We start from the raw sequence: 23957 nt of genomic DNA, 5'->3' as shown, positions 1-23957 counted from the left end.
GCAACATGCCGAAGATCGTCGACCCCGTGGAACGCCGCCAGGCCGTCGCCGACGCCGTCCTGCGCGTCGCCGCCCGGGAGGGCCTGGAACACGCCTCGCTGCGCAACGTCGCCGAGGAGGCCGGACTCGCCATCGGCTCGGTGCGGCACTACTTCGCCGGCGGCTCCGAGCTGATGATCTTCGCGATGCAGGAGCTGGCCCGCCGGATCGACGCCCGGATCCGCACCCACGCCCGCGCCCTGCTCGACCCGGCCCCGGCGCCCGGCGCCGACCGGCGCGAACAGACCGCGCGGCTGCTCGCCGAGACCCTCCCGCTGGACGCCGAGCGCCGGGAGGAGTCCGCGCTCTGGATCTCCTTCGTCACCGCCGCCCGCACCCGGCCCGAACTACGGCCCCGCGCCGCCGAGATGCAGACCGGCCTGGACGCGCTCGTCCGACGCGTCCTGGTCGAGGCCGAGCGCTCCGGCGGCCTGGCCCCCGGCCTCGACCTCGCCGTCGAGACCCGCCGCCTCTCCGCACTCCTGGACGGCCTCACCCTCCAGGCCGTCCAGTACCCCGACCTGGTCGGCCCGGACGCGCTGCGCGAGGTGCTCCACCGCCACCTGGACAGCCTGGCCACGCCCTGACGCCGGACGGGCAGCCCGCACTCGAACCGCCCGCCCGCCGTTCCGGCCTCGCCGTTCCGTCCGCGCCGTCAGGCCTTCGCCGTCGGAGCCTCCTCCGCGCAGACCGCCGACACGAACTCCGCGACCCGGGCCTGCGGCAGCCCGCGCGCGATGTCCGCCTCGCTGATCATGCCGACCAGCTTGTGCTCGGGGTGGTTGATCACCGGCAGCCGGCGGACCTGGTACTGCTCCATCACCCGCAGCACCTGCTCGCAGTCCTCGTCCGCCTCCACCGTCATAGGCCGCCCCTGCGCCAACTCGCCCGCCATGACCGTCGCCGGGTCACGTCCCTCGGCGACGCAGCGCAGCACGATGTCGCGGTCGGTCACGATGCCCACCAGCTTGTCGCCCACCCCGCAGATGGGCAGGGCGCCCACATCTCGTTCCCGCATGATCCGGGCAGCGGCCGCGAGCGTCTCGTGCTCTCGGATGCACTCCGCGCCCGGGTGCATGATGTCGCCGGCTCTGGTCATGGTCCGCCTCCTGACCTGGAGTTCTCCCTCTCGTCCATCGTGGTCCGGGCTGCTGCCGGACGCCACCGGGGTGCCGCGCCCGCTCAGGCGGCCGCACCCGGTTCCGTGCGTTCCGTCGGCTGCCCGCCCTCCTCCGGAAGCCCGTCCCCGAGGTCCTCGTCCTCCAACGGCGAGCGGGACAACAGATCCTCCAGCGGCGGGAGTTCGTGCTGGGGCTGCTCCCGGTCGAGCTCGGGCTCCGGGGCCTCGCCGCCCTCCACGACGCCCTCGGCCGCCTTCGCCGCGGCCGAGACCGCGGCGGCCGCCAGCAGGTCCCGCTGCTGGGACTCGGTCGCGGTGTCCAGGAACCGCAGCAGCTCCACCGGGAACGGCAGCACCAGCGTCGAGTTCTTCTCCGCCGCCACCTCCACCACGGTCTGCAACAGCCGCAGTTGGAGCGCCGACGGGGTCGCGCTCATCACCGCCGCCGCCTCCGACAGCCGCGCCGAGGCCTGGTACTCGCCGTCCGCCGTGATGATCCGCGCCCGCCGCTCCCGCTCGGCCTCCGCCTGGCGCGCGATCGAGCGCTTCATCGACTCCGGCAGGGCGACGTCCTTGATCTCCACCCGGTCGATCTGGATGCCCCAGCCGAGCGCCGGGCTGTCGATCATCAACTCCAGCCCCTGGTTGATCGGTTCGCGGTTGGCCAGCAGGTCGTCCAGCTCGCTCTTGCCGATGATCGACCGCAGCGAGGTCTGCGCGACCTGGGAGATCGCGAAGTTGTAGTCCTGCACGTTGACCGTCGCCTTGACCGGGTCCAGCACCCGGAAGTACACCACCGCGTCCACCCGCACGGTCACGTTGTCCCGGGTGATGCCTTCCTGCGCCGGGATCGGCATCGTGACGATCTGCACGTTCACCCGGCGCAGCCGGTCCGCGATCGGCACCAGCGCGACCAGCCCCGGCTGGCGGACCTCATCGCGCACCCGTCCGAAGCGGAACACCACGCCCCTCTGGAACTGCTGGACGACCCGGATGCTCAGCCCGGCCCACAGCGCCCCCAACCCGGCCAGCCCCCCGAGAGCCCCCAGCACCGCATCGACGATCATCGCGGCCTCCTCGCGGCCTGCGCGCACACCGGCGCCTCCGGCCGCCGCCGACCCGGCCGAGCCGGGGACCGCCGGAGCAACTGATTCCACGCTACGCCTGCCCGCGCGGCGCCGGGCCGAACGCCGGCAGGCCCAAGGGCCTGTCTTCGAACTCCCGCCCTCCGGGCGGACGACGGGAGTTCGAAGACAGGCCCTAGGATCGGGCACATGCCGCAGTCCCCCGCCGACGACCCCGGCGACCCGCGTCACCCCGCCGAGGCCGCCGCCCGCGTCACCGGACTCACCGCGCTGGACCGCGTCGTCACCGACTGCCGCGCCTGCCCCCGGCTGGTCGAGTGGCGCGAGGAGACCGCCCGCACCAAGCGCCGCGCCTACCAGGACTGGGACTACTGGGCCCGCCCCATCCCCGGCTTCGGCCCGCCGGACGCCCCGCTCGTCCTGGTCGGCCTCGCCCCCGCCGCCCACGGCGGCAACCGCACCGGCCGGATCTTCACCGGCGATCCCTCGGGCGACCTGCTCTACGCCGTCCTCTACGACCTCGGGCTCGCCAACCGCCCCGAATCCGTCCGCCACGGCGACGGGCTGGAGCTGTACGGCGTGCGGATCACCGACCCGGTCCGCTGCGCCCCGCCCGACAACAAGCCCAACCCGACCGAGCGCGACACCTGCCGCCCCTGGATCACCCGCGAACTCCAGCTGCTGCGCCCCACCGTACGGACGGTCGTCGCCCTCGGCGCCTTCGCCTGGCAGGCCACGCTGCCGGCGATCGCGGACGCCGGCTGGCGGGTCCCCCGCCCCCGCCCGGCCTTCGGCCACGCCGCCCAGGTCACCCTCCCCGCCGACGACGGCGGCCCGGACCTGCGGCTGTACGGCTGCTACCACGTGAGCCCGCGCAACACCAACACCGGCCGCCTGACCACCCCCATGCTCCGGGACCTGCTGCGCGACGCGGCCCGCTCCGCGGGGCTCAGCCCCCGTTAGGGGTCAGTCGAACCGCCGGGTGGCGGTGATCCCGCCGTCCACCGGCAGGGTCACGCCCGCGACGTAGGAGGCCCGGTCGCTCAGCAGCCAGGCCGCCGCCTCGGCCACCTCGACGTCCAGCCCCGGCCGGCCCAGCGGGGTCGAGCGGGCCACCAGCGCGGCGAACTCCGGGCCCGCCGCGAAGTACGGCTCGCTCCCCGGCGTGCGCACCACCCCGGGGGCGACGGCGTTGACCCGGATTCCGTGCCGGGCGTAGTCGGCGGTGGCCGCCTTCACCAGCCCGGTCAGGCCGTGCTTGGCGGCCTGCTGGGCGCCGTCGCCGAACCCCCCGACCAGCGCCCCCACACCGGAGTTGAGCACCACCGCGCCACCGCGCCCGGACGCCGCCATCGCCCGCAGCTGAGCCCGCAGGCAGAGCCACGTACCGCGCAGGTTGAGCGCGTGGGTGTCGTCCCACTCCGCCTCCGAGCGCTCGGCGAGCGGCGCGGGCACCAGCCCGTTGCCCGCGTTGTCGAAGGCCGCGTCCAGGCGCCCGTAGGCCTTCAGTGCCGCGTCCACCGCCCGCCCGGCGCCCTCCGCCGTGGTCAGGTCGGCCGCGACCGCCACCGCCTCGGCGCCGGTCGCGCACAGCTCTTCGGCCAGCACCGCCACCTCGGGCCCGGAGCGGGCGGCGAGCACCAGCAGCGCCCCCTCCCGGGCGAACAGCCGGGCGGCGGTCGCGCCGATGCCCCGGCCGGCGCCGGTGACGATCGTGACCTTGTCGTCGAGAAGTCCCATGCGGCGAGCCTGCCGCCGCCTCCGCCCGCCCACCAGCGGCCGGTCCCTCCCCGGAACGGCCGGCCCGGGAACGGTCAGCCTGGGACGGCCAGGTCCTGGTTAACCCGCCCCGGCTGTGGCAGCGTGGCGCGCATGCCCGAGACCCCGCTGGGCGCCTTCCTGCGCGCCCGCCGCGCCCGACTCGCGCCCGCCGACGCGGGCCTTCCCCCGGCCGGGCGCCGCCGCACCCCCGGGCTGCGCCGCGAGGAGGTCGCCGCCCGCGCCGGAATCTCGCCCGACTACTACGCCCGCCTGGAGCAGGGCCGCCAGCGGGTGCCCACCGGCCCGGTCCTCGACGGCCTCGCCGAGGCCCTGCAACTCGCCGGGCCCGAGCGCGCCTACCTGCACCGCCTGGCCGCGCTGCACCACCGCCCGGCCCCGGCGCCCGCCGAACCCCCGGCCGTACCGGCGAGCACCCTCGCCCTGCTGGACACCCTGGACGCCGCCCCGGCCTTCGTCACCGGCCCCACCTTCGACCTGCTGGCCTGGAACCGCCCCGCCGCCCTGCTGATGGCCCGGCCCGAGCGGAGGCCGCCGCACGAGCGCAACCTGCTCTGGCAGGTCTTCTGCTGCCCGCACCGCGACCTCTCGCAGGGCAACGTCGCCGCCGACCGCTCGATCGGCGCCGACCTCGTCGCCTCGCTGCGCGCCCACCACGCCGACCGGCCGCGCGACCGCACCCTGCTCGCCCTGGTCCACCGGCTGTCGGCGGACAGCCCCGCCTTCGCCGCCCTCTGGGACCACCACCGCGCCGCCCCACCCGGCCCCGGCCGCCTGCACGTCCGCCACCCCGAGCTGGACACCGGTGTCCTGGACTACACCGTCCTCCCCCTCCCCGAGGAGGGCCGCCACCTCTTCGCCTGCCTCGCCCCGCCCGACAGCCGCACCCGCCGCGCCTTCGCCGCCGCCTCCGGGCACGGGAGCCCGCCGCCGGACAGGCCATAGGGACTGTCCGGCGGATCTTGTCGGACCAGACCGCGGCGTCCGAGCGCGTGCACCGCGAGGCGGAGGACGGAGGCACCTCCCGGCCGAAGGCTGCGGGCGCGCCGCGGTCCCGGCAAGGATCCGCCGGACAGGCCCTAACCGAACCTCGCCAGCCCCCGCTTCCCCGCGACCGCCCACACCTCCGCGAGCCGGCCGCGCGCCGCCTCCGCCGCCGCGAGCTGGCGGGCGTAGAGCGCGCCGTAGCCGAAGGGCTCGCCGCCGGCCACGGCCTGGTCGATCAGGGCCTCGGCGGCGACCACCGCGTCCTGGTGCTCGCCGAGCACCTCCTGGACGGCCTTCATCCGTTCCGCGTACCGCTCCGCCGCCGCACCGACCGCCAGGGCCGCCGTCTCGCCCGCGTAGCGGGCGCGCTTGGCGGCCTTGCGGGCCTCGTGCAGGGCGCGATCGCGCTCCGTCGGGTCGGCGGCGAGCGCGGAGCGGACGCGTTCGGCGGTGCGGCGCTGCTCCCGGGTGGCGATGCGGGAGAGCTCGGGGCGGGCGGCCCGGGTGGCCCGTGGGCGCAGCGGCGGCTCGGCGAGCAGGGCGGTCAGGGCGTCGGCGAGGGCGCGGCGGCGGGGGCTGTCGAGGGCGGCGACCACCTCGGGCCACACCCGGCGGTACTCGGTCTCGCCCCACCGCTCCAGCGCCCCGGCGATCCGCTCCGGTCCGCAGTCGGCAGGCAGCTCGCGGGCCTGGGCGGCCAGCCGCTCGGCGAGCACCTCACGGTCCCGGGCGCGGCCGAGCGCGGTGGCCAGCCAGCGCAGGTCGGCGACCAGGGCCTCGGTGGCGCCGGGGTCGAGGAAGCGGCGGAAGGTCCGCAGGGCGCTGCGCAGCCGCCGGCAGGCGACCCGCATCCGGTGGACGGCGTCGGGCTCGTCCGCCCGGACGGCGTCGTCCAGTCCGGCCAGCACCACCGCCTGGGCCTCGATGCGGTCGAGCAGCACCTGTCCCACCGTGGTTTCGGGCCGCGCCATGTGCGTCCACCCCCTCGTCGGGGTCGCCGGGAACGACTTCAAGGTTAGGGCCTGTCCGGCGGATCTTGTCGGATCAGACCGCGGCGTCTGAGTGCGTGCATCGCAAGGCGGAGGAGGGAGCCACTGTGGTGGGGGCACCTCCCGGCCGAAGGCTGGGGGCCATTGGCGACCGACGACAACGCGGCGAGGTGCGTGCTCAGACGCCGCGGGCCCGGCAAAGATCCGCCGGACAGGCCCGAGTCCGGCGGCGACCGCTGTCGAGCGCGCGTGGGCCGCTGAGGGGATGTCACGCGAAGTCCAGGGCCGATGTGCCCTCGTGCGAGGTGTAAGGGCCATGGCATACTCCGGGGCGTGACGACCTCCACCCATGCGACCAGGGCCCTGCGGGCCGCGGTGTTCACCGCGCTCGCCGTGCCGATGGCCGCGTTGGGCCAGGTGGTCATCACCGGTCGCCCGCTGCCGCTGTCGCTGGTGGCCACGGCGAGTGCCGTCGTGTTCCTGGTCTCGGCCGCGCTGGCCGGCGGGGAGCGGCGGCTGCTGCACATCTCCGGTGTGATGGTGCCGGTCGAGCTGCTGCTCAACACCACGTTCAACCTGGGCCAGACCGGCTGTGGGCCGATCCTGTCCGAGCACGTGTCCGCGCGCGGGGTCAACCTGCTGGTCTGCGGCGGCGGTTCGATGGACGGCTCGCTGCTGGGCGGCCCGCTGGGCCACGCCGGGCAGTTGGCGCCCGCCGCGACCCAGCTGCTGCTCCTGCTGGTGCACCTGGCGATCGCGCTGGCGGCCTCGGCCTGGCTGCGGCTGGGCGATGCGGCGCTGTCGGGCCTGGCCCGGGCGCTGCGCGCGCTGCGCCAGTCGCTGGCCCGCCCGCTGCGGGCGCTGGTCCTCCTGCTGCTCCCCGCCCCGGCGCGCCCGGTGCTGCGGGTGCCGCTGCCGGTGTCGGACCGTGAGCGGCCGCGCCGCGAGGACGTGGTGCTGAGCCCGGCGCCCCGGCGCGGTCCGCCGTTCTTCGCGCCTGCCTGCTGACCGTTTTCCCGTCACCGGCCCACCGGGGCTCGGAGCCCCCGTACGCCCGCAGGCAGTGCGCACAACTCCCGCGTTCACCCGACCCCGCCGCACCCCGTGCGGCTCCCCGCGCGCACCCGCGCGCCGCGTACAGGAGTTGACTTCCCCATGGCTCAGAAGCCCACCAAGCGCGAGGCCAAGCGCATCAGTGCCCGTGAGCGGATCCAGGAGGCGCAGCGCCGCGAGCAGCAGGCCGCCAAGCGCCGCCAGCGGATCGTCGTGACGGTGACCTCGGTGGCCGTGCTCGCCCTCGCGGGCGGTGTCGCGCTCGCCGTCAACTCGGCCTCGAACAAGGACGACAAGGCCTCCGCGGCGGCGTCCTCGGCCCCGCTGGTCGTGCCGGCCAACGCCACCGGCCCGGACGGCACGGTGATCACCTACGGCAAGGCCGACGCCCCGCACACCATGGAGGTGTACGAGGACTTCCGCTGCCCGGTCTGCATGCACTTCGAGAAGGCGAACGGCGAGACCGTCAAGAAGCTCACCGAGGACGGCCAGATCAAGGTGGAGTTCCACCTGGCGGCCTTCCTGGACAAGAACCTCGGCGGCAAGGGCTCGCACACCGCGCTGGCCGCCGCCGGTGCCGCGCTGAACGAGGGCGTGGACAAGTTCAAGGCCTTCCACGACGTGCTGTACGCCAACCAGCCGGACGAGCGCGAGGACGGCTTCGGCGACGTCAACCACATCCTGGACCTGGCCGGCCAGGTGCCCGGCCTGAAGACGGACGCCTTCGTGAAGGCCGTCACCGACAGGACCTACGCGCCGTGGGCGGCGAAGGTCGCCGACGCCTTCAACAACAGCCAGGTGACCGGCACCCCGACGGTCAAGGTCGACGGCAAGACGATCAACCTGTTCGCCGGCAACGTCCCGGCGACGCCGGACCAGTTCACCGCGCAGGTGAAGCAGGCCGCCGGCCTCCAGTAGGCCGACCCGGCCGCATCGCACGGCACCACCGGCCCGGCCGAACTCCCGGCCGGGCCGGCCCCTCCCAGCCAGCCACCGGAGTGTGCTGCCATGACCGCCGCGACCCCAGTGCACCTCTCCCACCCCACCCCCGACGCCGCCGGCCGAGCCCCGGTCGGCGCGAGCCGGGCCTTCGCGATCCTGCTGTTCCTCGGCGGGCTGATCGGACTGGCCGCCTCGGCCGTCCTGACCTTCGACAAGCTCCGCATCCTGGAGAACCCGTCCTACGTCCCCAGCTGCAACCTCAACCCGGTGATCAGCTGCGGCTCGGTGATGCGCACCGAGCAGGCCGAGGTCTTCGGCTTCCCGAACCCGCTGCTCGGCCTGGCCGCCTTCGGCGCGCTGGCGGCGATCGGCGCGGGGCTGCTCGCCGGCGCCGGGTACCGGCGCTGGTTCTGGCTGGGCCTGCACGGCGGGACCGCTCTGGGCGTGGTGTTCGTGCACTGGCTGGTCGACCAGGCGCTGTACGACATCGGTGCGCTGTGCCCGTACTGCATGGTGGTGTGGGCGACGGTGGTGGTGCTGTTCTGGTACACCACGCTGCACAACCTGCGGACGGGCGTGATCCCGGTGGGGCCGAGGCTGCGGGTGGTCGTCCGGGAGGCGGCGCGCTACCACTGGGCGCTGCCGGCGCTGTGGGCGGCGGTGATCGCGCTGCTGGTCCTCAACCGGTTCTGGTACTACTGGAGCACGCTCCTCTGACGGTGCGTCGCGCGTCAGCCGAGGTATCCCGCCGAGTGCAGCAGTGTGGCGGCGCCGGTCCGCCGGGCCTCCAGGGCCCCGGTGAGCCGGCGCGCCGCGCAGGGGTGCAGCAGGGCGGTGGCCCGGGCGGGGGTGAAGTACCCGTGGTCGGCGATCTCCTCGGCCTGGAGTCGGACGGCCGCGCCCGCCTCGACGGTGCCGCCGTCGAACATGAACTGCACGGCGGGGTGGGCGTGTTCGCCCTGGCCGGGGATCGGATCGCGCCACTCCACCACCAGCAGCCGCAGCTCGCCCGCCACCAGCCCGGTCTCCTCGTACAGCTCGCGGGCGGCGCACTCGGCGGGGCCCTCACCCGGGTCCATGCCGCCGCCGGGGAACTGCCACTGGTCGCGGTAACTGGCCTTCAGCAGCAGCACCTTGCCCGTCTCGTCGGTGAGCAGCACACTGCACCCGATGTAGGCGCGGACCATCCCGGCCAGCCACTCCTCCTCCGAGAGTGCCCAGGTGTCCGTCATCGCGCCTCCTCCTCCGACTGCCTCCGTCGCGGCCACTCTGCCGCAAGCACCGCCCCTTCGAAGACCGTTCGTACCTAATCCACCCGATCGGGTGTGAGGGCGTGTCCTGCGGGCCTCGGGGCCCGCCCTCGGACCCGCGTCCGCGGGGCGGACGACGGGAGTTCGACGACGGGCCCTACCCGAAGACCGCCCGCCGGAAGGCGTTGCGCAGGTCGGTGAGCGGCTGGGTGTTCCGGTCGTAGTGCACCTTGTTGGTGAGCAGCAGCGCCCAGCGGCCGAGGCGGCGGGAGACCCAGATGCCGGTGCCGGTGAAGCCGTAGTGGACGAAGGTGCCCTCGGCGGGGTCGGTGCCGGGGGTGCACAGCCAGGACAGGCCGCGGGCGGGGGTGAGGCCGCCGGTCTGTTCCCGCAGCGATTCGGTGATCCACCGTTCGCCCCAGGGCAGTTGGGCCGGCGGGGCGAGCACGGCGGCGAGGAGGCGGGCGAGGTCGTGGGCGGTGGCGAAGGCCCCGGCGTTGCCGGAGACGCCGCCGAGCAGCCGGGCGGAGGGGTCGTGCACGACGCCGCGCAGGTGGGCGCCGAGCGGCTCCTCGTACTCGGTGGGCGCGGTGTGGGCGGTCTCGGCCGGGCCGAGCGGCCCGTAGCGGGTGTCGGCCATGCCGAGCGGCCGCCAGGCCCAGCGCGCGGCGAGTTCGTCCAGCGGTGCGCCGCCGAGGCCCTCGACCAGGTAGGTGAGCAGCACGGCGGCGCGGTCGGTGTACTCGACGGCGGTGCCCGGGGCGCGGTGCAGCGGGGCGGCGATCACCCCGGCCCGGATCGCCGCGGGCTCCCGTCCGTAGAGCTGCGCGAAGCGGGTGTACGGCAGCAGCCCGGCGGTGTGCGCGAGGAGTTGACGCACCGTCAGCACTTCCGCCGGGTGCCCGGCCGAGGGCGGCCACCAGCGGCCGAGCGGTTCGTCCAGCGGCAGCCGCCCGGACTGCCACAGCACCCCGGCGCAGGGCCAGAGCGCGACGATCTTGGTGAGGCTGGCGAGGTCGTACAGCGTGTCCGGCCCCGGTACGAGCCGGGCGTACGGGCCCTGCCCGAGCACTCCGTGGCTGCCGCCGCCGAGCGTGCCCCCGGCATCGCCGACGGCCCAGACGGCGCCCGCGCCGACGGTGCGCACGCCGTCCCGGACCAGCCGGTCCAGCTCCCCGCCGGGCGCGGCCAGGGCGGGGAGCCGGTCGGCTCCGGGCGCTCGGTGGCTCATCCGTCCCCCTCAGGCTGCCCGGAGTGCCCGGCGCGGCGGCCGCTCAGACCGCCGCCGCGAGCTCCTTGCCGAGGCAGATGCTCTGCTCGTGGTCCTTGTAGATGCCGAACTTCTGGATCGCGGCGTAGCCCTCGGACTCGTACAGCGCGATCGCCTCGGGCTGCTCGGTGCCGGTCTCCAGGACGAAGCGGCTGCGCCCGGCCTCGACGGCGGTCCGCTCCAGGCGGCGCAGCACCGCCCGGGCCAGGCCTCGGCCCCGGGCGGCGGGGATCACGAACATCCGCTTGAGCTCGGCGTCGCCGTCGCGCATCCCGTCCGGGCCGGCCTGCTTGGCCCGCCACCCGCCGCAGGCGACCGGGCGGCCGTCCAGGTAGACGATCATGAACAGTCCGGCGGGCGCCTCGAAGTCCTCGGGGTGCATGACGGTCTCGTCCGGATCGCCGTAGCGGCGCACGTACTCCTGCTGCACCTCCGCCGACAGGGCCTGCGCGTCGGGGTGGGCGTAGCCGGTGATGCGGAATTCGACGGTGCCGGTGTCCTCGGTGGCGGTGCTCTCCATGACTGAAGAGCCTACGACCTCGGTTTACCGGCCCTCGAACCGGGCGAGCAGTTCCGTCTTGCCGAACATCTCGGCGGCCTCGACGGCGGACGGGAAGCCGGCCCTGGGGTCCGCGCCGCCGGCCAGCAGGGCGTCGACGACGTCCACGGTGCCCTTGAAGACGGCACCGGCCAGCGGGGTCTGGCCCTTGTCGTTGGCCCGGTTCGGGTCGCCGCCGCGCTGGAGCAGCGCCTCGACGGTGGCGGCGTGGCCGTGGTAGGCGGCGAGCATGATCAGGGTGTCGCCGCTGCCGTTGGTGAGGTCCGCGGAGACACCCGCGTCGACGGCGGTGGTCAGGGCGGCGGTGTCGCCGGTCCGGGCGGCTTCGAAGAGCTTCCCGGCGAGCGCGATCACCTCGGCGTCGGGGGCGTCGGTCATGGCTGGCTGCCTTTCCTGAAGGGCGGGTGGAGGTGCCGTGCGTACCGCACGCTAGCGGCCGGGACCGGGCCCCGGCCACCATGCGTCCGGATTCCGGGTTCCGGATTCCGTTGCCGGCTCGCCGCGTGCGGACGCGGGAGCACGGGCCGCGCGGGTTGCGCAGCCGTTCGGGGGAACTTTCCGGACCCCCCGGAAACTTCCCGCCCACCCGCCGGGAATGCCTCGGCGCACCGATTCCGTGTGGAGAGAGGCCGACACCCCGGCCGTTTCGCCCACCTCCGCCCACTCTCCGGGGCGGTATTGAACGGCAGAACCACCCATTTGCGCCGTTCCATCATCTATTACTTTTTGTCACGATTAGGACACTTTCAGTGACACGGTCCCCGTCCCCCTCCCTGAGGAGCAGAACGTGATCCTCTCGATTTCCGGCATCGTCCTGTTCGGCACCATCGCCTTCCTGTTCTTCCGCAGGGACGGACTAAAGGTCTCCCACGCCGTCGTCTGCGCCCTCTTCGGCTTCTACGTCGCCGGCTCCTCGATCGCCCCCAGCATCACCGCGGGCGGCACCACCCTGGCGGGGCTGCTCGGCGGCATCAAGTTCTAGGGCCCGCCCCAGGGCCCGCCCCCTCCCCCCGTACCGGCCCGGGCGCGGATCCCACCGCCCCGGGCCGCGCCGTACCGCCACCGCGGGCCAACCTCCTCACCCCACTCGTCCCACTCGTCCGGGGAGTCACGGAATGCCGTTCCACCGCCATCTCGGCAAGGGCCGCGAGATCGCCCGAACCGCCGGGGACCACGCCAGCGACATGCTCGCCCCGCTCACCGTGATCGGCCGCGGCCTGCGCCACCACGCCGGCTGGGTCAGGGGCCGCTGGCAGACCACCCCGAAGGACCGCCGCGGCCCGACGCTGTTCCTCACCGCCGCCATGCTGGTCGGCATCTACCTGCTGCCGCACGGCCTGCTGTTCGCACTGGTCGCCCTGATGGCCAGCGCCGCCTGGTCCGGCCGGGCCCCCAAGGCGCCGCCCGCCCCGCCCGCGCCCGACGTCGCCGACGTCAAGCTGAGCGCCCTCTACTCGGCGCTCACCCCGTACCTGTGCGGCCCCGAGGACGCCAACCCGCTGTACCACTTCGAGGGCAACTACAAAAACGCCTTCAGCTCCTGGGAGTTCGACGGCGAGGGCCGGCTCGTCCGGTTGGACCTCGGCTACCCGGCGTACTTCACCGACACCGAGCCGACGGCCCGGGCCCGCATCGAGCAGGTCGTCCAGGGCAAGGCCGGGCGGGCCCGGGAGTACCGCTTCGACTGGGACGAGGAGTCCAACCGGCTGCGGATCTCGGCGCTCGCCCCGCTGCCCACCGACATCGTCGCCCAGCGCTTCGTGGCCGCCCCCGGCGAGATCGTGCTCGGCTTCACCGACGAGGACGGCACCGCGCGCACCATCCCGGTCGGCCAGGGCGGCGCGATCGTCCAGCAGCCGCCGGTGATCTGGCGCACCGGGCCGCGCTCCTCCGAACCGCACCTGCTGGCCCTCGGCGTCACCGGCTACGGCACCTCCAGCCTGATCCGCTCGGTGGCGCTCCAGGCCCTCCCGTACGCCGATCTGGTGGTGGTCGACGGCGCGGGCACCGGGGAGCACGCGTGCCTGGTGAACCGGCCCGGCGTGCACACCGTGGAGACCAGCCTGCACGGCGCGCTGGCCGCACTGGACTGGGCCGCGCGGGAGACCGAGCGCCGGCTCGCCGCGCTGAACACCGCCCGACACACCGGCACCGCCCCGCCCGAGGACGCCACCCGGCCCCTGTGGCTGCTGCTGGACCACCCGACCGAGCTGAGCGAGCTCGCCCACGCCGAGGGCCGCCCCGACCCGCAGGACCTGCTGGAGCTGCCGCTGCGGCACGGCCGGGCCGCCCGGGTCACCGTGGTGATCGCCGACGACGTCGAGGCCCGGGACCGGATCACCCCGACCGTACGGGCCACCACCCGGGCCCGGGTGCTGCTCGGCCCGGCCGGGCCCGAGGAGGGCCACGCGGCGCTCGGCGCGCCGCTGGACATCGTGCCCGCCGCGCACGCCCCGATCGGCCGCGGCTACGCCCGGATCGGCAACGGCGACCCCGTCCGGCTCCAGGTGCCCGCCACCGTCGACCCGCTGGACGACGAGGCCCCGGCCCCGCTGCGGGACGCGGTGATCGCCCTGCTGCCGCACCGCGACAGCCGCGTCGAGGAGTCCCCCGCCGTGCCGCCCCGCCCCGACCACCCGCCGGTCGTCCCGGCCGACACGGCCCCGCAGGCGCAGACGGTCGACCTCGCGAAGACCGAGCCGATGATCCGTTCCCGACCGATCTCCTGAACGGTGCCGCGGCCCGTTCCCGGCACCGCGGGACCGGGGTCGGCGGCAGCCGTCGAATCCCGTCCCGGTACGCTCGACACGGAAAGGCCGACCGATCACCAGATGTGAAATAGGTGACACCTGGGGTGATATCACCGGCCAGATGTGACAAATCGGGCGCCGATGGGTACAAACAGGGGCGGCACGACAGACGACGCATGTCCCGGGACGGGAATCTTCGTCGGAAGCCGAGCGTTGACCGAACGACGAAGAACAGCGACCACTAGTCCTGTGGGCCATAAGCCCGGGAGGCACGATTCATGAGCGAGCGAGCTCTCCGCGGCACGCGACTCGGGGCCACTAGCTACGAGACCGACCGTGGTATCGATCTGGCTCCCCGCCAGACCGTCGAGTACGCATGTCAGAACGGACACCGTTTCGAGGTTCCATTCTCGGTCGAGGCGGAGATCCCCCCGACCTGGGAATGCCGCTTCTGTGGCCAGGAAGCGGCCCTTCTCGACGGTGACGAGCCGGAGGAGAAGAAGACCAAGCCCACGCGCACCCATTGGGACATGCTGATGGAGCGCCGGACGCGCGAGGAGCTGGAGGAGGTGCTGGCCGAGCGGCTGGCCGTGCTCCGCTCCGGGGGGATGAACCTCGCGGTGCACCCGCGGGACACCCGCAAGAGCGCCTGACACACCTCGCTCCCGCCGCGAGCGGGAGGACGCGAAAAGGGACCCTGGTCACCAGGGTCCCTTTCGCGTTGTCCGCTTTCGCGTTGTCCGGCCGCGTGACCGTTGCGGGCGGAACGGCTGGGGGCCGCCCGGTCGGGCGGCCCCCGGTGGTCGTTCTCAGCCGGCGATCGGCGGACGGTAGGTGGTGTCCGGGCCCTGCGGGCCGCGCCGGCCGGTCTCCGGGTCGACGACCTCGCCCTGGATGACCTTGCCGTCCGGCCGGTGGATGCGCAGTTGCTCCTGCAACCGCATCGCGTCCGCGAACGGGTCCGCCCCGGCGGCGACGGTGCTGCGCAGCGCCTTGTCCGCGACCCGGCGCCCGGCGGCCCGCCACAGCGCCCGGGTGGGCGGGAACAGCAGGGTCAGCGCGACCAGGTCGGACAGGAAGCCGGGGACGATCAGCAGCAGCCCGGCCAGCACGGTCATGCTGGTGCCGGTCTGCGGTTGCTGGGACTGCGGGTTCTTACTCTGTTCGATGGCCGCCGACAGCGCCTTCAGCCCGGCCCGCTTGATCAGCGAGCCGCCGACCAGCACGCCGGCGATGAGCAGCAGCAGGACGGTCAGGCCGCCCAGCGACGAGCCCACCTCGACCAACAGCCAGATCTCCAGCACCAGCCAGGCGGTGATCAGCAGCGGCAGCACCCGGCGGAGCCTGCTGCGCGGGACCGGACGGGTGGGGGTAGCTTGCTGGGTCACGGTACGAATCCACTCCAAGCGGTGCTCTGCACGCCGCACGGAAGGTCCGGGCCGGCTACGGCACCATCTGGTCCAACGATTCCCGTTCGGCCGGTGTTCCGGCGGAGCGCTTCCGGCCGCGGCCGACCAGCACGGCGGCGCCGCAGGCCAGCAGGCCGCCGATCGCCAGCGTCCACTCCGGGGCGGCGCCGATCCGGTCGGCCACCGTGGTGCCGTCGCGCAGCGGGACGGTCGCCGACAGCTCGGCCGGGGTCAGCTCCTCGGTGCGCTGCTCGACGGTGCCGTCCGGGGCGATCACCGCGCTGATGCCGCTGGTCGCGGCGATCAGCACGGCCCGGCCGTGCTCGACCGCGCGCAGCCGGCTCATCGCGAGCTGCTGCTCGGGCTGGCCGGTCTTGGCGTAGGTCGCGTTGTTGGTCTGGACCACCAGGACGCGGGCGCCGCTGTCCACGGTGTCGCGGACGATCTCGTCGTAGGCCACCTCGAAGCAGATCACGTCGCCGATCCGGGCCGGGCCGAGCTGCATGACGCCGTTGTGGTCGCCCGGGTAGAAGTCGCGGGCGACCCGCTGGAGGCGGGTGACCACCTTCATCAGCTGCGCGCGGAAGGGCACGTACTCGCCGAAGGGGACGGGGTGCTGCTTGGTGTAGGAGGCGCCGGGGCCGGTCTTCGGGTCCCAGACGATGCCCTCGTTCTGGACGTGCTGCGCGTCCGGGCCGTCCACCAGGGTGCCGACCAGGGTGGGCACGCCGACGGCCTTGACCGCCTCGTCGATGCGCTGACGGGCCAGCGGGTCGCTGAACGGGTCCAGGTCGGAGGAGTTCTCCGGCCAGATCACGATGTCGGGCTGCGGGACCTTGCCGGCCTGGATGTCCGCGGCCAGCCGCTCGGTGGCCGAGGCGTGGTTGTTGAGGACCATCATCGGGCGGCCGAGGAAGTCCATTCCCGGGTTGGGCACGTTGCCCTGGACGATGGCGACCTTCACGGTGTCGGCCGCGGCGGTGGGCACCGGGACGAGGTAGCCGGCCAGCAGCGCGGCCACCGCGCCGAGCGCCGCCAGCGCCGCCGCCCAAGGGCCGGTCTTCAAGGTCACGCCTGCGGGGCGGCGCAGGCGCAGCGCGGCCCAGGCGAGCAGGGCGCCGGAGAGGGCGACGGCGAAGGTCACCAGCGGCGCGCCGCCGAGCGCGGCCAGCGGGGTGTACGGGGTGGCGGTGTTGGCGAAGGCGAGCCGGCCCCAGGGGAAGCCGCCGAGCGGCAGCCGGTCGCGCGCCCACTCCTGGGTGACCCACAGGGCGGCCGCCCAGACCGGCCACCCGGGCAGCCGGGAGGTGACGGCCAGGCCGCTGCCGAGCAGGGCGATGAAGAGCGCCTCGATGACGGACAGGCCGATCGTGGCGTCCCAGCCGATCACCCGCAGCCAGCTGAGCAGCAGCAGGAAGAACGGCAGGCCGAAGGCGAAGCCCGTCCAGGCGCCCTGGCGGGCGGTGCGGCCCCTGGTGAGCAGCGAGAGCGCGGCGGCGCCGAGCAGTGACAGCGGCCAGAGGTCGTACGGCGGGAAGGCGAGTGCGAGCAGCAGTCCGGACAGGACGGCGAGACCGGTGCGGGGCAGTCCGGCGCGGACCTTGGCGAGCGCCCGGGCGGTGCGGCCGGGGGTGGAGGCCGGTTCCTGCGGCTCGGGAGTGGTCCCGGACCGCTCCTGGGTGACGGGCATGGTCACCGGCGCACCATCTTCCTGGGGCTTGCTGTTCGGATGCTGTGCGAAGAAGGTACCCCGGGGGGTCGGTGCGGCGTGAGGTCAGGGTGGTAGCGCCGGCGTCACCGCCTCAGCGCTCGGCGTAGCGGAACGCGCCGAGCGGCCAGTGCCCGGTGAGCCAGGCGGAGACGGCGCGGTACAACGGGGCGTCGAGTTCGGCGCGGTCGGCGCGGACCCAGGAGCTGACGGAGACCACGGTCGGGTCCTCGCGGTCCGGGTAGATGTAGACGCAGCCGATCACCTCGCTCCGGTCCGGCTCCAGGACGGTGTACGTGAAGCCGGTGCGGGCGGCGAAGTCGGCGGCGTGGCGGCGCAGGTCGGCGAGGTTCCGCTCCAGGGGCATCCCCTCGGCCGGCGGCCAGCTGCCGCCGGCCCAGCCGGGGGTGGCGCGGATGTGGTCGACGCTGCCCGTCCAGGCGGCGTGATCGGAGGCGTTGTGCTGCTCGCCCAGGGGCTCCAGGCGGAACTCCGGGGCGAGCAGCTCGCGCGGGACGGCGAAGTCGGCGGGCACCAGCGGGTGGGTCGTCATGGCGGTCAACCTACGCGGCGGTGCGCCGCCGCTTCACCCGGTTTACCGCTGGTGGACGGTGCGGCCGCGGACCACGGTGCGCAGGCAGGTGGGCAGTTCGCGGCCGGGGGTGAGGTCGGGCAGGCCGGGGGTGCCGGAGCGCGGGTCGGTGGACCAGCCGGCCACCCGGGAGTCGGGGGCCTGGACGACGAGTTCCTCGGCGGCCCAGATCGCGTAGTTGGCGATCGCGCCGGGCACCAGCACGCCGTCCTGGTCGCGGCCGATCGCGCGCCAGCCGCCGCGGGTGTGGGCGGTGAAGGCCGCGCGGACCGAGATCCGGTGCTCCAGGGTCTGGTGGAAGGCGGCGGCGCGGATGGTGCCCCAGGGGTCGAGCGGGGTGACCGGCGCGTCCGAGCCGAAGGCCAGCGGGACACCGGCCCGCAGCAGGGCGGCGTACGGGTTGAGGGCGGCGGCGCGCTCGGCGCCCAGGCGCTGCACGTACATGCCGTCCGCTCCGCCCCAGGCGGCGTCGAAGGCGGGCTGGACGGAGGCGGTGAGGCCGAGCTCGGCGAAGGCGGCGATGGCCTCGCCGTCCAGGGCCTCGGCGTGCTCCACGCGGTGGCGCAGGGCCCGGACGCGGCCGGCGCCGACCCGCTCGCCGGCCGCGCGCACGCCCTCGATCACGGCCGCGACGGCGGCGTCGCCGATGGCGTGGAAGCCGGCCTGCAACCCGGCCTCGGTGCAGGCGGCGACGTGGTCGGCGACCTGCTCGGCGGTCAGGTAGGCGGTGCCGGTGTGCCCGGCGTCGGCGTACGGGGCGTGCAGGCAGGCGGTGCGCGAGCCGAGCGCGCCGTCCACGAAGAGGTCGCCGCCGGCGCCCACCGCGCCGAGTCGGCGGGCCGTCTCGACTCCACCCAACTCGCCCCAGTAGCCGTACACTTCGGGCCCCTCGCCCTCTGCGGCCAGGGCCAGCAGGGCGGACAGGTCCTGCTCGGAGGAGATCTCCGGGCCGGCGCACTCGTGCAGGGCGCCGATGCCGAGTTCGGCGGCGCGGGCCAGCGTGGCGCGCTGGGCGACGCGGCGCTGCTCGGGGGTGAGGTGGGCGAGCGCGGTCTGCCGGACGGCGTGGTGGGCGTCCTTGCTGAGCGGGCCCTCGGCGTCGTGGCCGGGGCGCTCGGCGAGGCCCTCGGTCAGGTCGCGCAGTGCGGTGGTGGCGAGCGCGGAGTGCACGTCGGTGCGGGAGAGGTAGAGCGCGGCGCCGCGGGCGGCCTCGTCGAGTTCGGCGAGCGTGGGCGGGCGGCCCTCGGGCCAGCCGGACTCGTCCCAGCCGTGGCCGATCAGCACGCCGCCGGGCTCCGGCCGGGCGTCGACGAAGGCGGTGACGGCCGCGAGGGCGGCCGCGAGCGAGGGGCTGCCGGTGAGGTCGAGGCCGGTCAGCGCCAGTCCGGTGGAGGTGGCGTGCACATGGGCGTCGACGAAGGCGGGGGTGACCAGGGCGCCGTCCAGCTCGACGATCTCGTCGGCGACCGCGGCGTACGCCTCGGCGGCGCCGTCGCTGCCGACCCAGGCGATGTGCCCGCCCTCCACGAGCATCGCGGTGGCGAAGGGGTCGGCGGGGCTGTAGACGGCGCCGCCGCGCAGCAGGACGGTCCGGAGAGTGCTTTCGGTCATGGCGACAAGTCTGCACGTCGCCGGTTGCTCCACGGAGTCCGGCCCGGGGTTCAGAGCTTCGGGGGTCGGGCCTCGTACGGGGTGGACAGCACGACGGTGGTGCGGGTGGACACTCCGGCGGCGCTGCGGATGCGGGCGAGCAGGTCCTCCAGGTCGCCGGGGGCTCCGACGCGGACCTTGAGGATGTAGTTCTCGTCGCCCGCGACGCTGTGGCAGGCCTCGATCTCGGGCAGGCCGGCCAGCCTCTCCGGGGTGTCGTCGGGGGCGCTGGGGTCGAAGGGTTTGACCGAGATGAACGCGGTCAGCGCCAGGTCGACGGCGTCGGGGTCGATGATCGCGGTGTAGCCGCGGATCACCCCGCGCTGTTCGAGGCGGCGCACGCGCTGGTGCACCGCCGAGGTGGACAGGCCGGTGGCCTTGCCCAGGTCCGTGTAGCTCATCCGGCCGTCCTCTAGGAGCAGCTGGACGATGCGTTGGTCGAGATCCTCCACAGTGCGCAAACCTACCCGGTCGGAGCACGGGGGGCGCACGCGGTGGCACGGAGAGGGACCGCAGGTGTCAGGCGGGCAAGTGCCGGGTGAATGTGGCAGGAAGTGTGGCCAAGGACACACCCGGTGCATCACGGTGCACTGGGCCGCAGGGTTATGAGTCCGGATCACAGGGAAGTGCTGGTTGTGGCCCTGGACGACCACGCCGGGCCCGATCCTAGGGGGATCCTCATGCCTGCTACCGACCAGCGCGTGCTGGGCGTCGACGAGACCGACGATATGACCGGCCGCGACGATCTCGCGGTCGACCACGCGCCGGGCGACGACCCCGGCGAGGCCGAGATCTGGGACATCTTCCGGGTCCACTGCCCCGAGTGCCGCCGCCCGATCGCCCTGGTGGCGGACGAGGAGCGGCTGCCGCAGCACGCCCTGCTGCCCACCGCCTGGAACCCCTTCGCCCCCGCGATCTGCCCGGGCTCGGGCGCGCCGACCGACGACCTGGCGGAGGCGACGGACCAGGCGGACGCCGAGCCGGCCGGATTCGACGCGCTGTTCAAGCTCCCGAGCGGACTGGACTGGCGGACCCAGCCGTTCTCGCACGCGCTGGTGCAGCGCCCGGCGCGCACCACGGCGGTCGTTCCGGCGGTTCCGGCCCAGGCCGCGCGGTCGGCCGTTCCGGCCTTCCCGGAGCAGCGCCGCCGTCTCGTGCGGCGCTGACTTCCGCAGCCCCCAGGCCAGTTGGCAGGACGTTGGCGAAAACCTCCGGCCGTCACTCCGCACCCTGGAGTGACGGCCGGAGGCCGTATCGGGGAAGGCCCCCGGCCTTCGGGGAGGGCGTCAGTCCTTCGTGAGGTGGCGGCCGATCACCAGGCGCTGGATCTGGTTGGTGCCCTCGACGATCTGCAGCACCTTGGCCTCGCGCATGTAGCGCTCGGCCGGGAAGTCCTGGGTGTAGCCGTAGCCACCGAGCACCTGGACGGCGTCGGTGGTCACCCGCATCGCGGCGTCGGTGCAGAACAGCTTGGCCATCGCCGCCTCCTTGGAGAACGGCCGGCCGGCGTCCCGCAGTCGCGCGGCGGACAGGTAGAGCGAACGCCCGGCCTCGATCTGCGTGGCCATGTCGGCGAGCATGAAGGACAGGCCCTGGAAGTCGGCGATCGGGCGGCCGAACTGGCGCCGGGTGCGCGCGTAGTCGACCGCGAGGTCGAGCGCGGCCTGGGCGACGCCGATCGCGCACGCGGCGATGCCGAGGCGGCCGGAGTCCAGGGCGGCGAGCGCGATCTGGAAGCCCTGGCCCTCCTCGCCGATCAGCCGCTCGCGGGGCACCCGGGCACCGTCGAAGTGCAGCTGGGCGGTCGGCGAGGAGCGCATGCCCATCTTGTGCTCCGGCGGCGCGGCCGACAGGCCCTGCTGGTCACCGGGGACGAGCAGGCAGCTGATGCCCTTGGGGCCGCCCTCACCCGTGCGCACCAGGGCGCTGTAGAAGTCGGCCTGTCCCCCGTGGGTGATCCACGCCTTGGTGCCGTTCACCACGTACTCGTCGCCGTCGAGGTCGGCGCGGGTGCGCAGGGCGGCCGCGTCCGAGCCGGACTGCGGCTCGGAGAGGCAGTAGGCGCCGAGCTGCTCGCCGGAGAGCATGCGGGGCAGCCACTGCTCGCGCTGCTCGTCGGTGCCGAAGGTGGCCAGCGCGTGGCAGGACAGCGTGTGCACGCTGACGCCGAGGCCGACGGCCAGCCAGCCGGCCGCGAGCTCCTCCAGGACCTGGAGGTACACCTCGTAGGGCTGCTCGCCGCCGCCGTGCTTCTCGTCGTACGGGAGGGACAGCAGGCCGGCCTCGCCGAGGGTGCGGAAGACCTCCCGGGGGAAGCGGCCGGCGGCCTCGTCCTCAGCCGCGCGCGGCAACAGCTCGCGCTGGACCAGGTCCCGGGTGAGGCTCAGCAGCTCACGGGCCTCCTCGCTGGGCAGCTGGCGGTCCACGGCTTTCACGGGGGACGGGGTCATGGCGGCGGTCGCCTCCTCGATCGGGCACCGGGCCGGGGTTGTCGGCTGGTCCGGCGCGGGTGTGGCAGGTCGGCCCGACCGGCACCGGGTTGCGGTGAACGGCCGTTCACAGGCGTGGCGAAGCGAGTATGCCCGAAACCCGCGCTGCCGTCACGACCTGGGCAGATCATCTGTCCGTAGTGGTGGACTACGGCACCGTAGGGTTGCCGTTGTGGCTGCTTTCGTTACTCTCCCCGCCCCTCGTCCGCCCGCGTCCGGCGACGCCCCGAGCGCGCTCGCGGCGGAGCCGAGCACCCTCGCGGCGGAGCTGAGCACCCTCGCGGCGGAGTTGCTCGCGCTGCCGCCCTCCTGCGGGCCCGTCCGGCTGGTCGCGGTGGACGGGCACGCGGGCTCGGGCAAGACGACCTTCGCCGCCCGGCTGGCGGCGGCGCTCGACGGGGCGCCGGTGGTCCACCTCGACGACCTCGCCACCCACACCGAGTTCTTCGAGTGGACCGGTCGGCTGCGTGAGCAGGTGCTGGCGCCGCTGGCGGCGGGCCGGGACGCCGTCCACCAGGTGTACGACTGGACGCTGCGCCGCTTCGCGACCACCACGACGGTGCCGGTCGCCCCGGTGGTGCTGGTGGAGGGGGTCGGTGCGGGGCGGCGGGAGCTGCGGCCGTGGCTGGCCCGGGTGGTCTGGATGGAGCTGGACGCCGTCTCGGCGCGACACCGGGGCGAGCGGCGGGACGGGCCGGAACTGGCCGGGTTCTGGGCCGACTGGGCCCGCGCCGAGGCGGCGCACTTCGCCGCCGACCCGAGCCGTCCGTACGCCGCGACGAGGGTCGACGGGGTGACCGGGCGAATCATCCCGGCCACTGTGGGTGAATCTTCAACTAGCTCTTGACCTGCGACATCGCCAGGACCTAGGTTCTCCTCAGCCACCGGAACCGAATGCTCCGGTCGCCTCGGACCCGGCGCCCCCGGCTTGTTCCCCCGTGAGCCGGGGACGTCGCCCGGTCCCCCTCCGCAGCGTGCTCCGCCCACGGTGTTTCAGCCAACCGGCGGCCCAAGACCCGCTCGCGCGATCGCATTTGACTCCCTGCGGCACCCTTCCGGATCAGCCCCGCGCCGGTACGATTCCTGGTAGGCGCATATGCGCCCCGGGGGCTTCCGACCACCGGCCCGGCTGCGCGCAGGCGATCCGCCGGCCGAGCCCCGGGCCACACCGCGGGGGGCGTGAGTGACGACGGTGGAAAGTTCCGACAGCACGGCGGGCGGCCCGGACCGGCTCGCCGACCGCGCCTGGCTGCGCGCCATGGACGCCTACACGGCGGGCGCCTACACCCGGGCCGAGGAGGAGTTCCGGGCGGCCGTCCGGCTGGACCCGGGCATGGCCGACGCCTGGCTCGGCCTGCACGCGCTGCGCAGCGACACCTCGGCGGCGCTACTGGCGATGTACCGCCACCAGCAGCGCTTCGGCGAGCAGCGCCGCCTGCACCGGCGCCCGCTCAGCTCCTGGTACTGGCTGGGCTGGTGGGTGCAGCCCGTCCTGGAGGACGCCCGCGACCTCGCCCTGGCACACGCCTCGCACTGGCTGGACGGCCGCCATCTGGCCGAGCTGGACCGGGCGTTGGAGCAGTGTCCGGCCCCCAGTGAGGACCCGTGCGCCCAGTTCCTGTACGCCTGCCGGTCCTACCTCCTCAAGGACTGGGAACAGTTGATCCGGGACACCGACCGACTGCTGGACGACCCGTTGCTCGGCATCGAGGCCGGGCTGTTCGCGGGCATGGCCCGGGTGCGGCTGGACATGTGCGCGCAGGCACAGGCCCCGCTGGCCGCCTCGCTGGCGCGCTGCCGCTCCGAGCAGCCGCAGCGCAAGGAGCTGCGGTACTGGCTGGCGCGGGCGTACGAGGGGGCCGGGCGCAGCGCGGCGGCGCTGCCGCTGTACCGGGCGGTGCACCGGGCGGACCCGGCGTTCATGGACACCGCGGCGCGACTGGCGGCGATCTCGGCGGAGGACGCGCTCGCGGACGGGCTGCTGGAGGGCGGGCGCCCGGGCGGGGTGGACGGCACCGGGCCGGGGTTACCGGAGGAGCTCGGCTACGCCGGGGACCCGGGCTACGGTGACGAGTTCGCGACCGGGGCGGTGCCGGGCGGCGGCGCCGTGGACGGCGGGCCGGCGGGTGGCGGCGCCGCGGACGGCCCGATGGTGGATGGTTCGACGGTGGACGGCCCTGTGGTGGACGGCCCGATGGTGAACGGCTCGACGGTGGACGGCTCGACGGTGGACGGCCCGATGGTCGAGCCGGCGGCGGGCGTCGCGCCGCAGGCGGCCGGGAAGAG

At 74.6% G+C, this 23957-nt stretch carries 25 protein-coding genes and 1 pseudogene; 12 read left to right on the top strand and 14 right to left on the bottom strand.

Going from position 1 to position 23957, the window contains the following annotated elements; all coding sequences use genetic code 11:
* Positions 1-5 precede the first annotated feature (5 nt).
* On the top strand, positions 6-626 hold the full coding sequence (locus RZ50_RS20705; protein ID WP_196949090.1) for a TetR/AcrR family transcriptional regulator: 621 nt from the start codon (positions 6-8) through the stop codon (positions 624-626).
* A 68-nt stretch (positions 627-694) separates the two neighbouring features.
* Here the strand turns inward: RZ50_RS20705 and RZ50_RS20700 are convergent, their stop codons facing one another.
* Together RZ50_RS20700 and RZ50_RS20695 are read right to left on the bottom strand one after the other, a co-directional pair.
* The gene (locus RZ50_RS20700) at positions 695-1138 is read right to left on the bottom strand and encodes a CBS domain-containing protein (RefSeq protein WP_196949091.1); all 444 of its coding nucleotides are present in this window, start codon (positions 1136-1138) and stop codon (positions 695-697) included.
* A gap of 83 nt (positions 1139-1221) precedes the next feature.
* Positions 1222-2223, bottom strand: coding sequence for a slipin family protein (locus RZ50_RS20695; RefSeq protein ID WP_374199967.1), 1002 nt, complete (start codon positions 2221-2223; stop codon positions 1222-1224).
* Between the two features lie 210 nt (positions 2224-2433).
* Here RZ50_RS20695 and RZ50_RS20690 point away from each other — a divergent pair, with 210 nt between their 5' ends.
* A complete protein-coding gene (locus tag RZ50_RS20690; protein WP_196949093.1) occupies positions 2434-3207 on the top strand; it encodes a uracil-DNA glycosylase in 774 nt (257 codons plus the stop codon).
* A gap of 3 nt (positions 3208-3210) precedes the next feature.
* On the opposite strand, the gene RZ50_RS20685 is transcribed toward RZ50_RS20690, so the two are convergent.
* Positions 3211-3984, bottom strand: coding sequence for an SDR family NAD(P)-dependent oxidoreductase (locus tag RZ50_RS20685; RefSeq protein ID WP_196949094.1), 774 nt, complete (start codon positions 3982-3984; stop codon positions 3211-3213).
* A 132-nt stretch (positions 3985-4116) separates the two neighbouring features.
* Here RZ50_RS20685 and RZ50_RS20680 point away from each other — a divergent pair, with 132 nt between their 5' ends.
* Positions 4117-4968, top strand: a complete 852-nt coding sequence (locus RZ50_RS20680; protein ID WP_196949095.1) for a helix-turn-helix transcriptional regulator — start codon at positions 4117-4119, stop codon at positions 4966-4968.
* Between the two features lie 134 nt (positions 4969-5102).
* Here RZ50_RS20680 and RZ50_RS20675 read toward each other — a convergent pair whose 3' ends face one another.
* Positions 5103-5981, bottom strand: coding sequence for a CHAD domain-containing protein (locus tag RZ50_RS20675; protein ID WP_196949096.1), 879 nt, complete (start codon positions 5979-5981; stop codon positions 5103-5105).
* 351 nt (positions 5982-6332) lie between these two features.
* On the opposite strand from RZ50_RS20675, the gene RZ50_RS20670 reads away from it, so the two are divergent.
* From RZ50_RS20670 to RZ50_RS20660, 3 genes are all read left to right on the top strand, one after another.
* Positions 6333-7007, top strand: coding sequence for a hypothetical protein (locus RZ50_RS20670; protein ID WP_196949097.1), 675 nt, complete (start codon positions 6333-6335; stop codon positions 7005-7007).
* Positions 7008-7154: 147 nt separating this feature from the next.
* Positions 7155-7970 carry a thioredoxin domain-containing protein gene (locus RZ50_RS20665; RefSeq protein WP_196949098.1) on the top strand — a complete coding sequence of 272 codons (816 nt, stop codon included), beginning with the start codon at positions 7155-7157 and terminating at the stop codon, positions 7968-7970.
* A 90-nt stretch (positions 7971-8060) separates the two neighbouring features.
* Entirely contained in the window at positions 8061-8711 is a 651-nt protein-coding gene (locus tag RZ50_RS20660) for a vitamin K epoxide reductase family protein (RefSeq protein ID WP_196949099.1), read from the top strand.
* Between the two features lie 14 nt (positions 8712-8725).
* Here the strand turns inward: RZ50_RS20660 and RZ50_RS20655 are convergent, their stop codons facing one another.
* The 4 genes from RZ50_RS20655 to RZ50_RS20640 all read right to left on the bottom strand — a co-directional run bounded on the left by RZ50_RS20655 (position 8726) and on the right by RZ50_RS20640 (position 11451).
* Positions 8726-9226 carry an NUDIX hydrolase gene (locus RZ50_RS20655; protein ID WP_196949100.1) on the bottom strand — a complete coding sequence of 167 codons (501 nt, stop codon included), beginning with the start codon at positions 9224-9226 and terminating at the stop codon, positions 8726-8728.
* Between the two features lie 175 nt (positions 9227-9401).
* Entirely contained in the window at positions 9402-10475 is a 1074-nt protein-coding gene (locus RZ50_RS20650) for a serine hydrolase (protein WP_196949101.1), read from the bottom strand.
* A 43-nt stretch (positions 10476-10518) separates the two neighbouring features.
* Positions 10519-11034, bottom strand: coding sequence for a GNAT family N-acetyltransferase (locus tag RZ50_RS20645; protein ID WP_196949102.1), 516 nt, complete (start codon positions 11032-11034; stop codon positions 10519-10521).
* A gap of 24 nt (positions 11035-11058) precedes the next feature.
* Positions 11059-11451: an ankyrin repeat domain-containing protein gene (locus RZ50_RS20640; RefSeq protein WP_196949103.1), complete on the bottom strand. Its 393-nt coding sequence runs from the start codon at positions 11449-11451 to the stop codon at positions 11059-11061.
* Between the two features lie 409 nt (positions 11452-11860).
* On the opposite strand from RZ50_RS20640, the gene RZ50_RS20635 reads away from it, so the two are divergent.
* From RZ50_RS20635 to RZ50_RS20625, 3 genes are all read left to right on the top strand, one after another.
* The gene (locus tag RZ50_RS20635; RefSeq protein WP_196949104.1) at positions 11861-12055 is read left to right on the top strand and encodes a hypothetical protein; all 195 of its coding nucleotides are present in this window, start codon (positions 11861-11863) and stop codon (positions 12053-12055) included.
* A gap of 133 nt (positions 12056-12188) precedes the next feature.
* Positions 12189-13802 carry a hypothetical protein gene (locus tag RZ50_RS20630; protein WP_196949105.1) on the top strand — a complete coding sequence of 538 codons (1614 nt, stop codon included), beginning with the start codon at positions 12189-12191 and terminating at the stop codon, positions 13800-13802.
* Between the two features lie 299 nt (positions 13803-14101).
* Positions 14102-14476, top strand: coding sequence for an RNA polymerase-binding protein RbpA (locus RZ50_RS20625; protein WP_196949106.1), 375 nt, complete (start codon positions 14102-14104; stop codon positions 14474-14476).
* A 156-nt stretch (positions 14477-14632) separates the two neighbouring features.
* Here RZ50_RS20625 and fxsA read toward each other — a convergent pair whose 3' ends face one another.
* From fxsA to RZ50_RS20600, 5 genes are all read right to left on the bottom strand, one after another.
* The gene (gene fxsA / locus RZ50_RS20620) at positions 14633-15211 is read right to left on the bottom strand and encodes an FxsA family membrane protein (RefSeq protein WP_308271950.1); all 579 of its coding nucleotides are present in this window, start codon (positions 15209-15211) and stop codon (positions 14633-14635) included.
* Positions 15212-15266: 55 nt separating this feature from the next.
* The gene (gene lnt / locus RZ50_RS20615) at positions 15267-16922 is read right to left on the bottom strand and encodes an apolipoprotein N-acyltransferase (protein ID WP_196949113.1); all 1656 of its coding nucleotides are present in this window, start codon (positions 16920-16922) and stop codon (positions 15267-15269) included.
* Positions 16923-17034: 112 nt separating this feature from the next.
* Entirely contained in the window at positions 17035-17493 is a 459-nt protein-coding gene (locus tag RZ50_RS20610) for an N-acetyltransferase (RefSeq protein ID WP_196949107.1), read from the bottom strand.
* Positions 17494-17535: 42 nt separating this feature from the next.
* On the bottom strand, positions 17536-19143 hold the full coding sequence (locus RZ50_RS20605; protein ID WP_196949108.1) for an amidohydrolase: 1608 nt from the start codon (positions 19141-19143) through the stop codon (positions 17536-17538).
* A 50-nt stretch (positions 19144-19193) separates the two neighbouring features.
* Complete coding sequence (locus RZ50_RS20600; RefSeq protein WP_045694655.1) at positions 19194-19634, bottom strand: Lrp/AsnC family transcriptional regulator; 441 nt, start codon at positions 19632-19634, stop codon at positions 19194-19196.
* Positions 19635-19862: 228 nt separating this feature from the next.
* On the opposite strand from RZ50_RS20600, the gene RZ50_RS20595 reads away from it, so the two are divergent.
* Positions 19863-20348, top strand: coding sequence for a hypothetical protein (locus RZ50_RS20595; RefSeq protein WP_196949109.1), 486 nt, complete (start codon positions 19863-19865; stop codon positions 20346-20348).
* A 120-nt stretch (positions 20349-20468) separates the two neighbouring features.
* On the opposite strand, the gene RZ50_RS20590 is transcribed toward RZ50_RS20595, so the two are convergent.
* Entirely contained in the window at positions 20469-21632 is a 1164-nt protein-coding gene (locus RZ50_RS20590; RefSeq protein ID WP_196949110.1) for an acyl-CoA dehydrogenase family protein, read from the bottom strand.
* 307 nt (positions 21633-21939) lie between these two features.
* Here RZ50_RS20590 and RZ50_RS20585 point away from each other — a divergent pair, with 307 nt between their 5' ends.
* Together RZ50_RS20585 and RZ50_RS29370 are read left to right on the top strand one after the other, a co-directional pair.
* Positions 21940-22518 (top strand): uridine kinase, encoded by a 579-nt coding sequence (locus tag RZ50_RS20585; RefSeq protein WP_196949114.1) that lies wholly within the window; start codon positions 21940-21942, stop codon positions 22516-22518.
* Positions 22519-22929: 411 nt separating this feature from the next.
* Positions 22930-23957 (top strand): annotated as a pseudogene (locus tag RZ50_RS29370) (CbxX/CfqX); the annotation flags it as partial.

Origin of the sequence: Kitasatospora sp. SUK 42, from assembly GCF_015776785.2 — a bacterium.
Classification (GTDB): domain Bacteria; phylum Actinomycetota; class Actinomycetes; order Streptomycetales; family Streptomycetaceae; genus Kitasatospora.
Note: the sequence above shows the minus strand (reverse complement) of the source record. Positions and strands in the feature narration are given on the sequence as shown.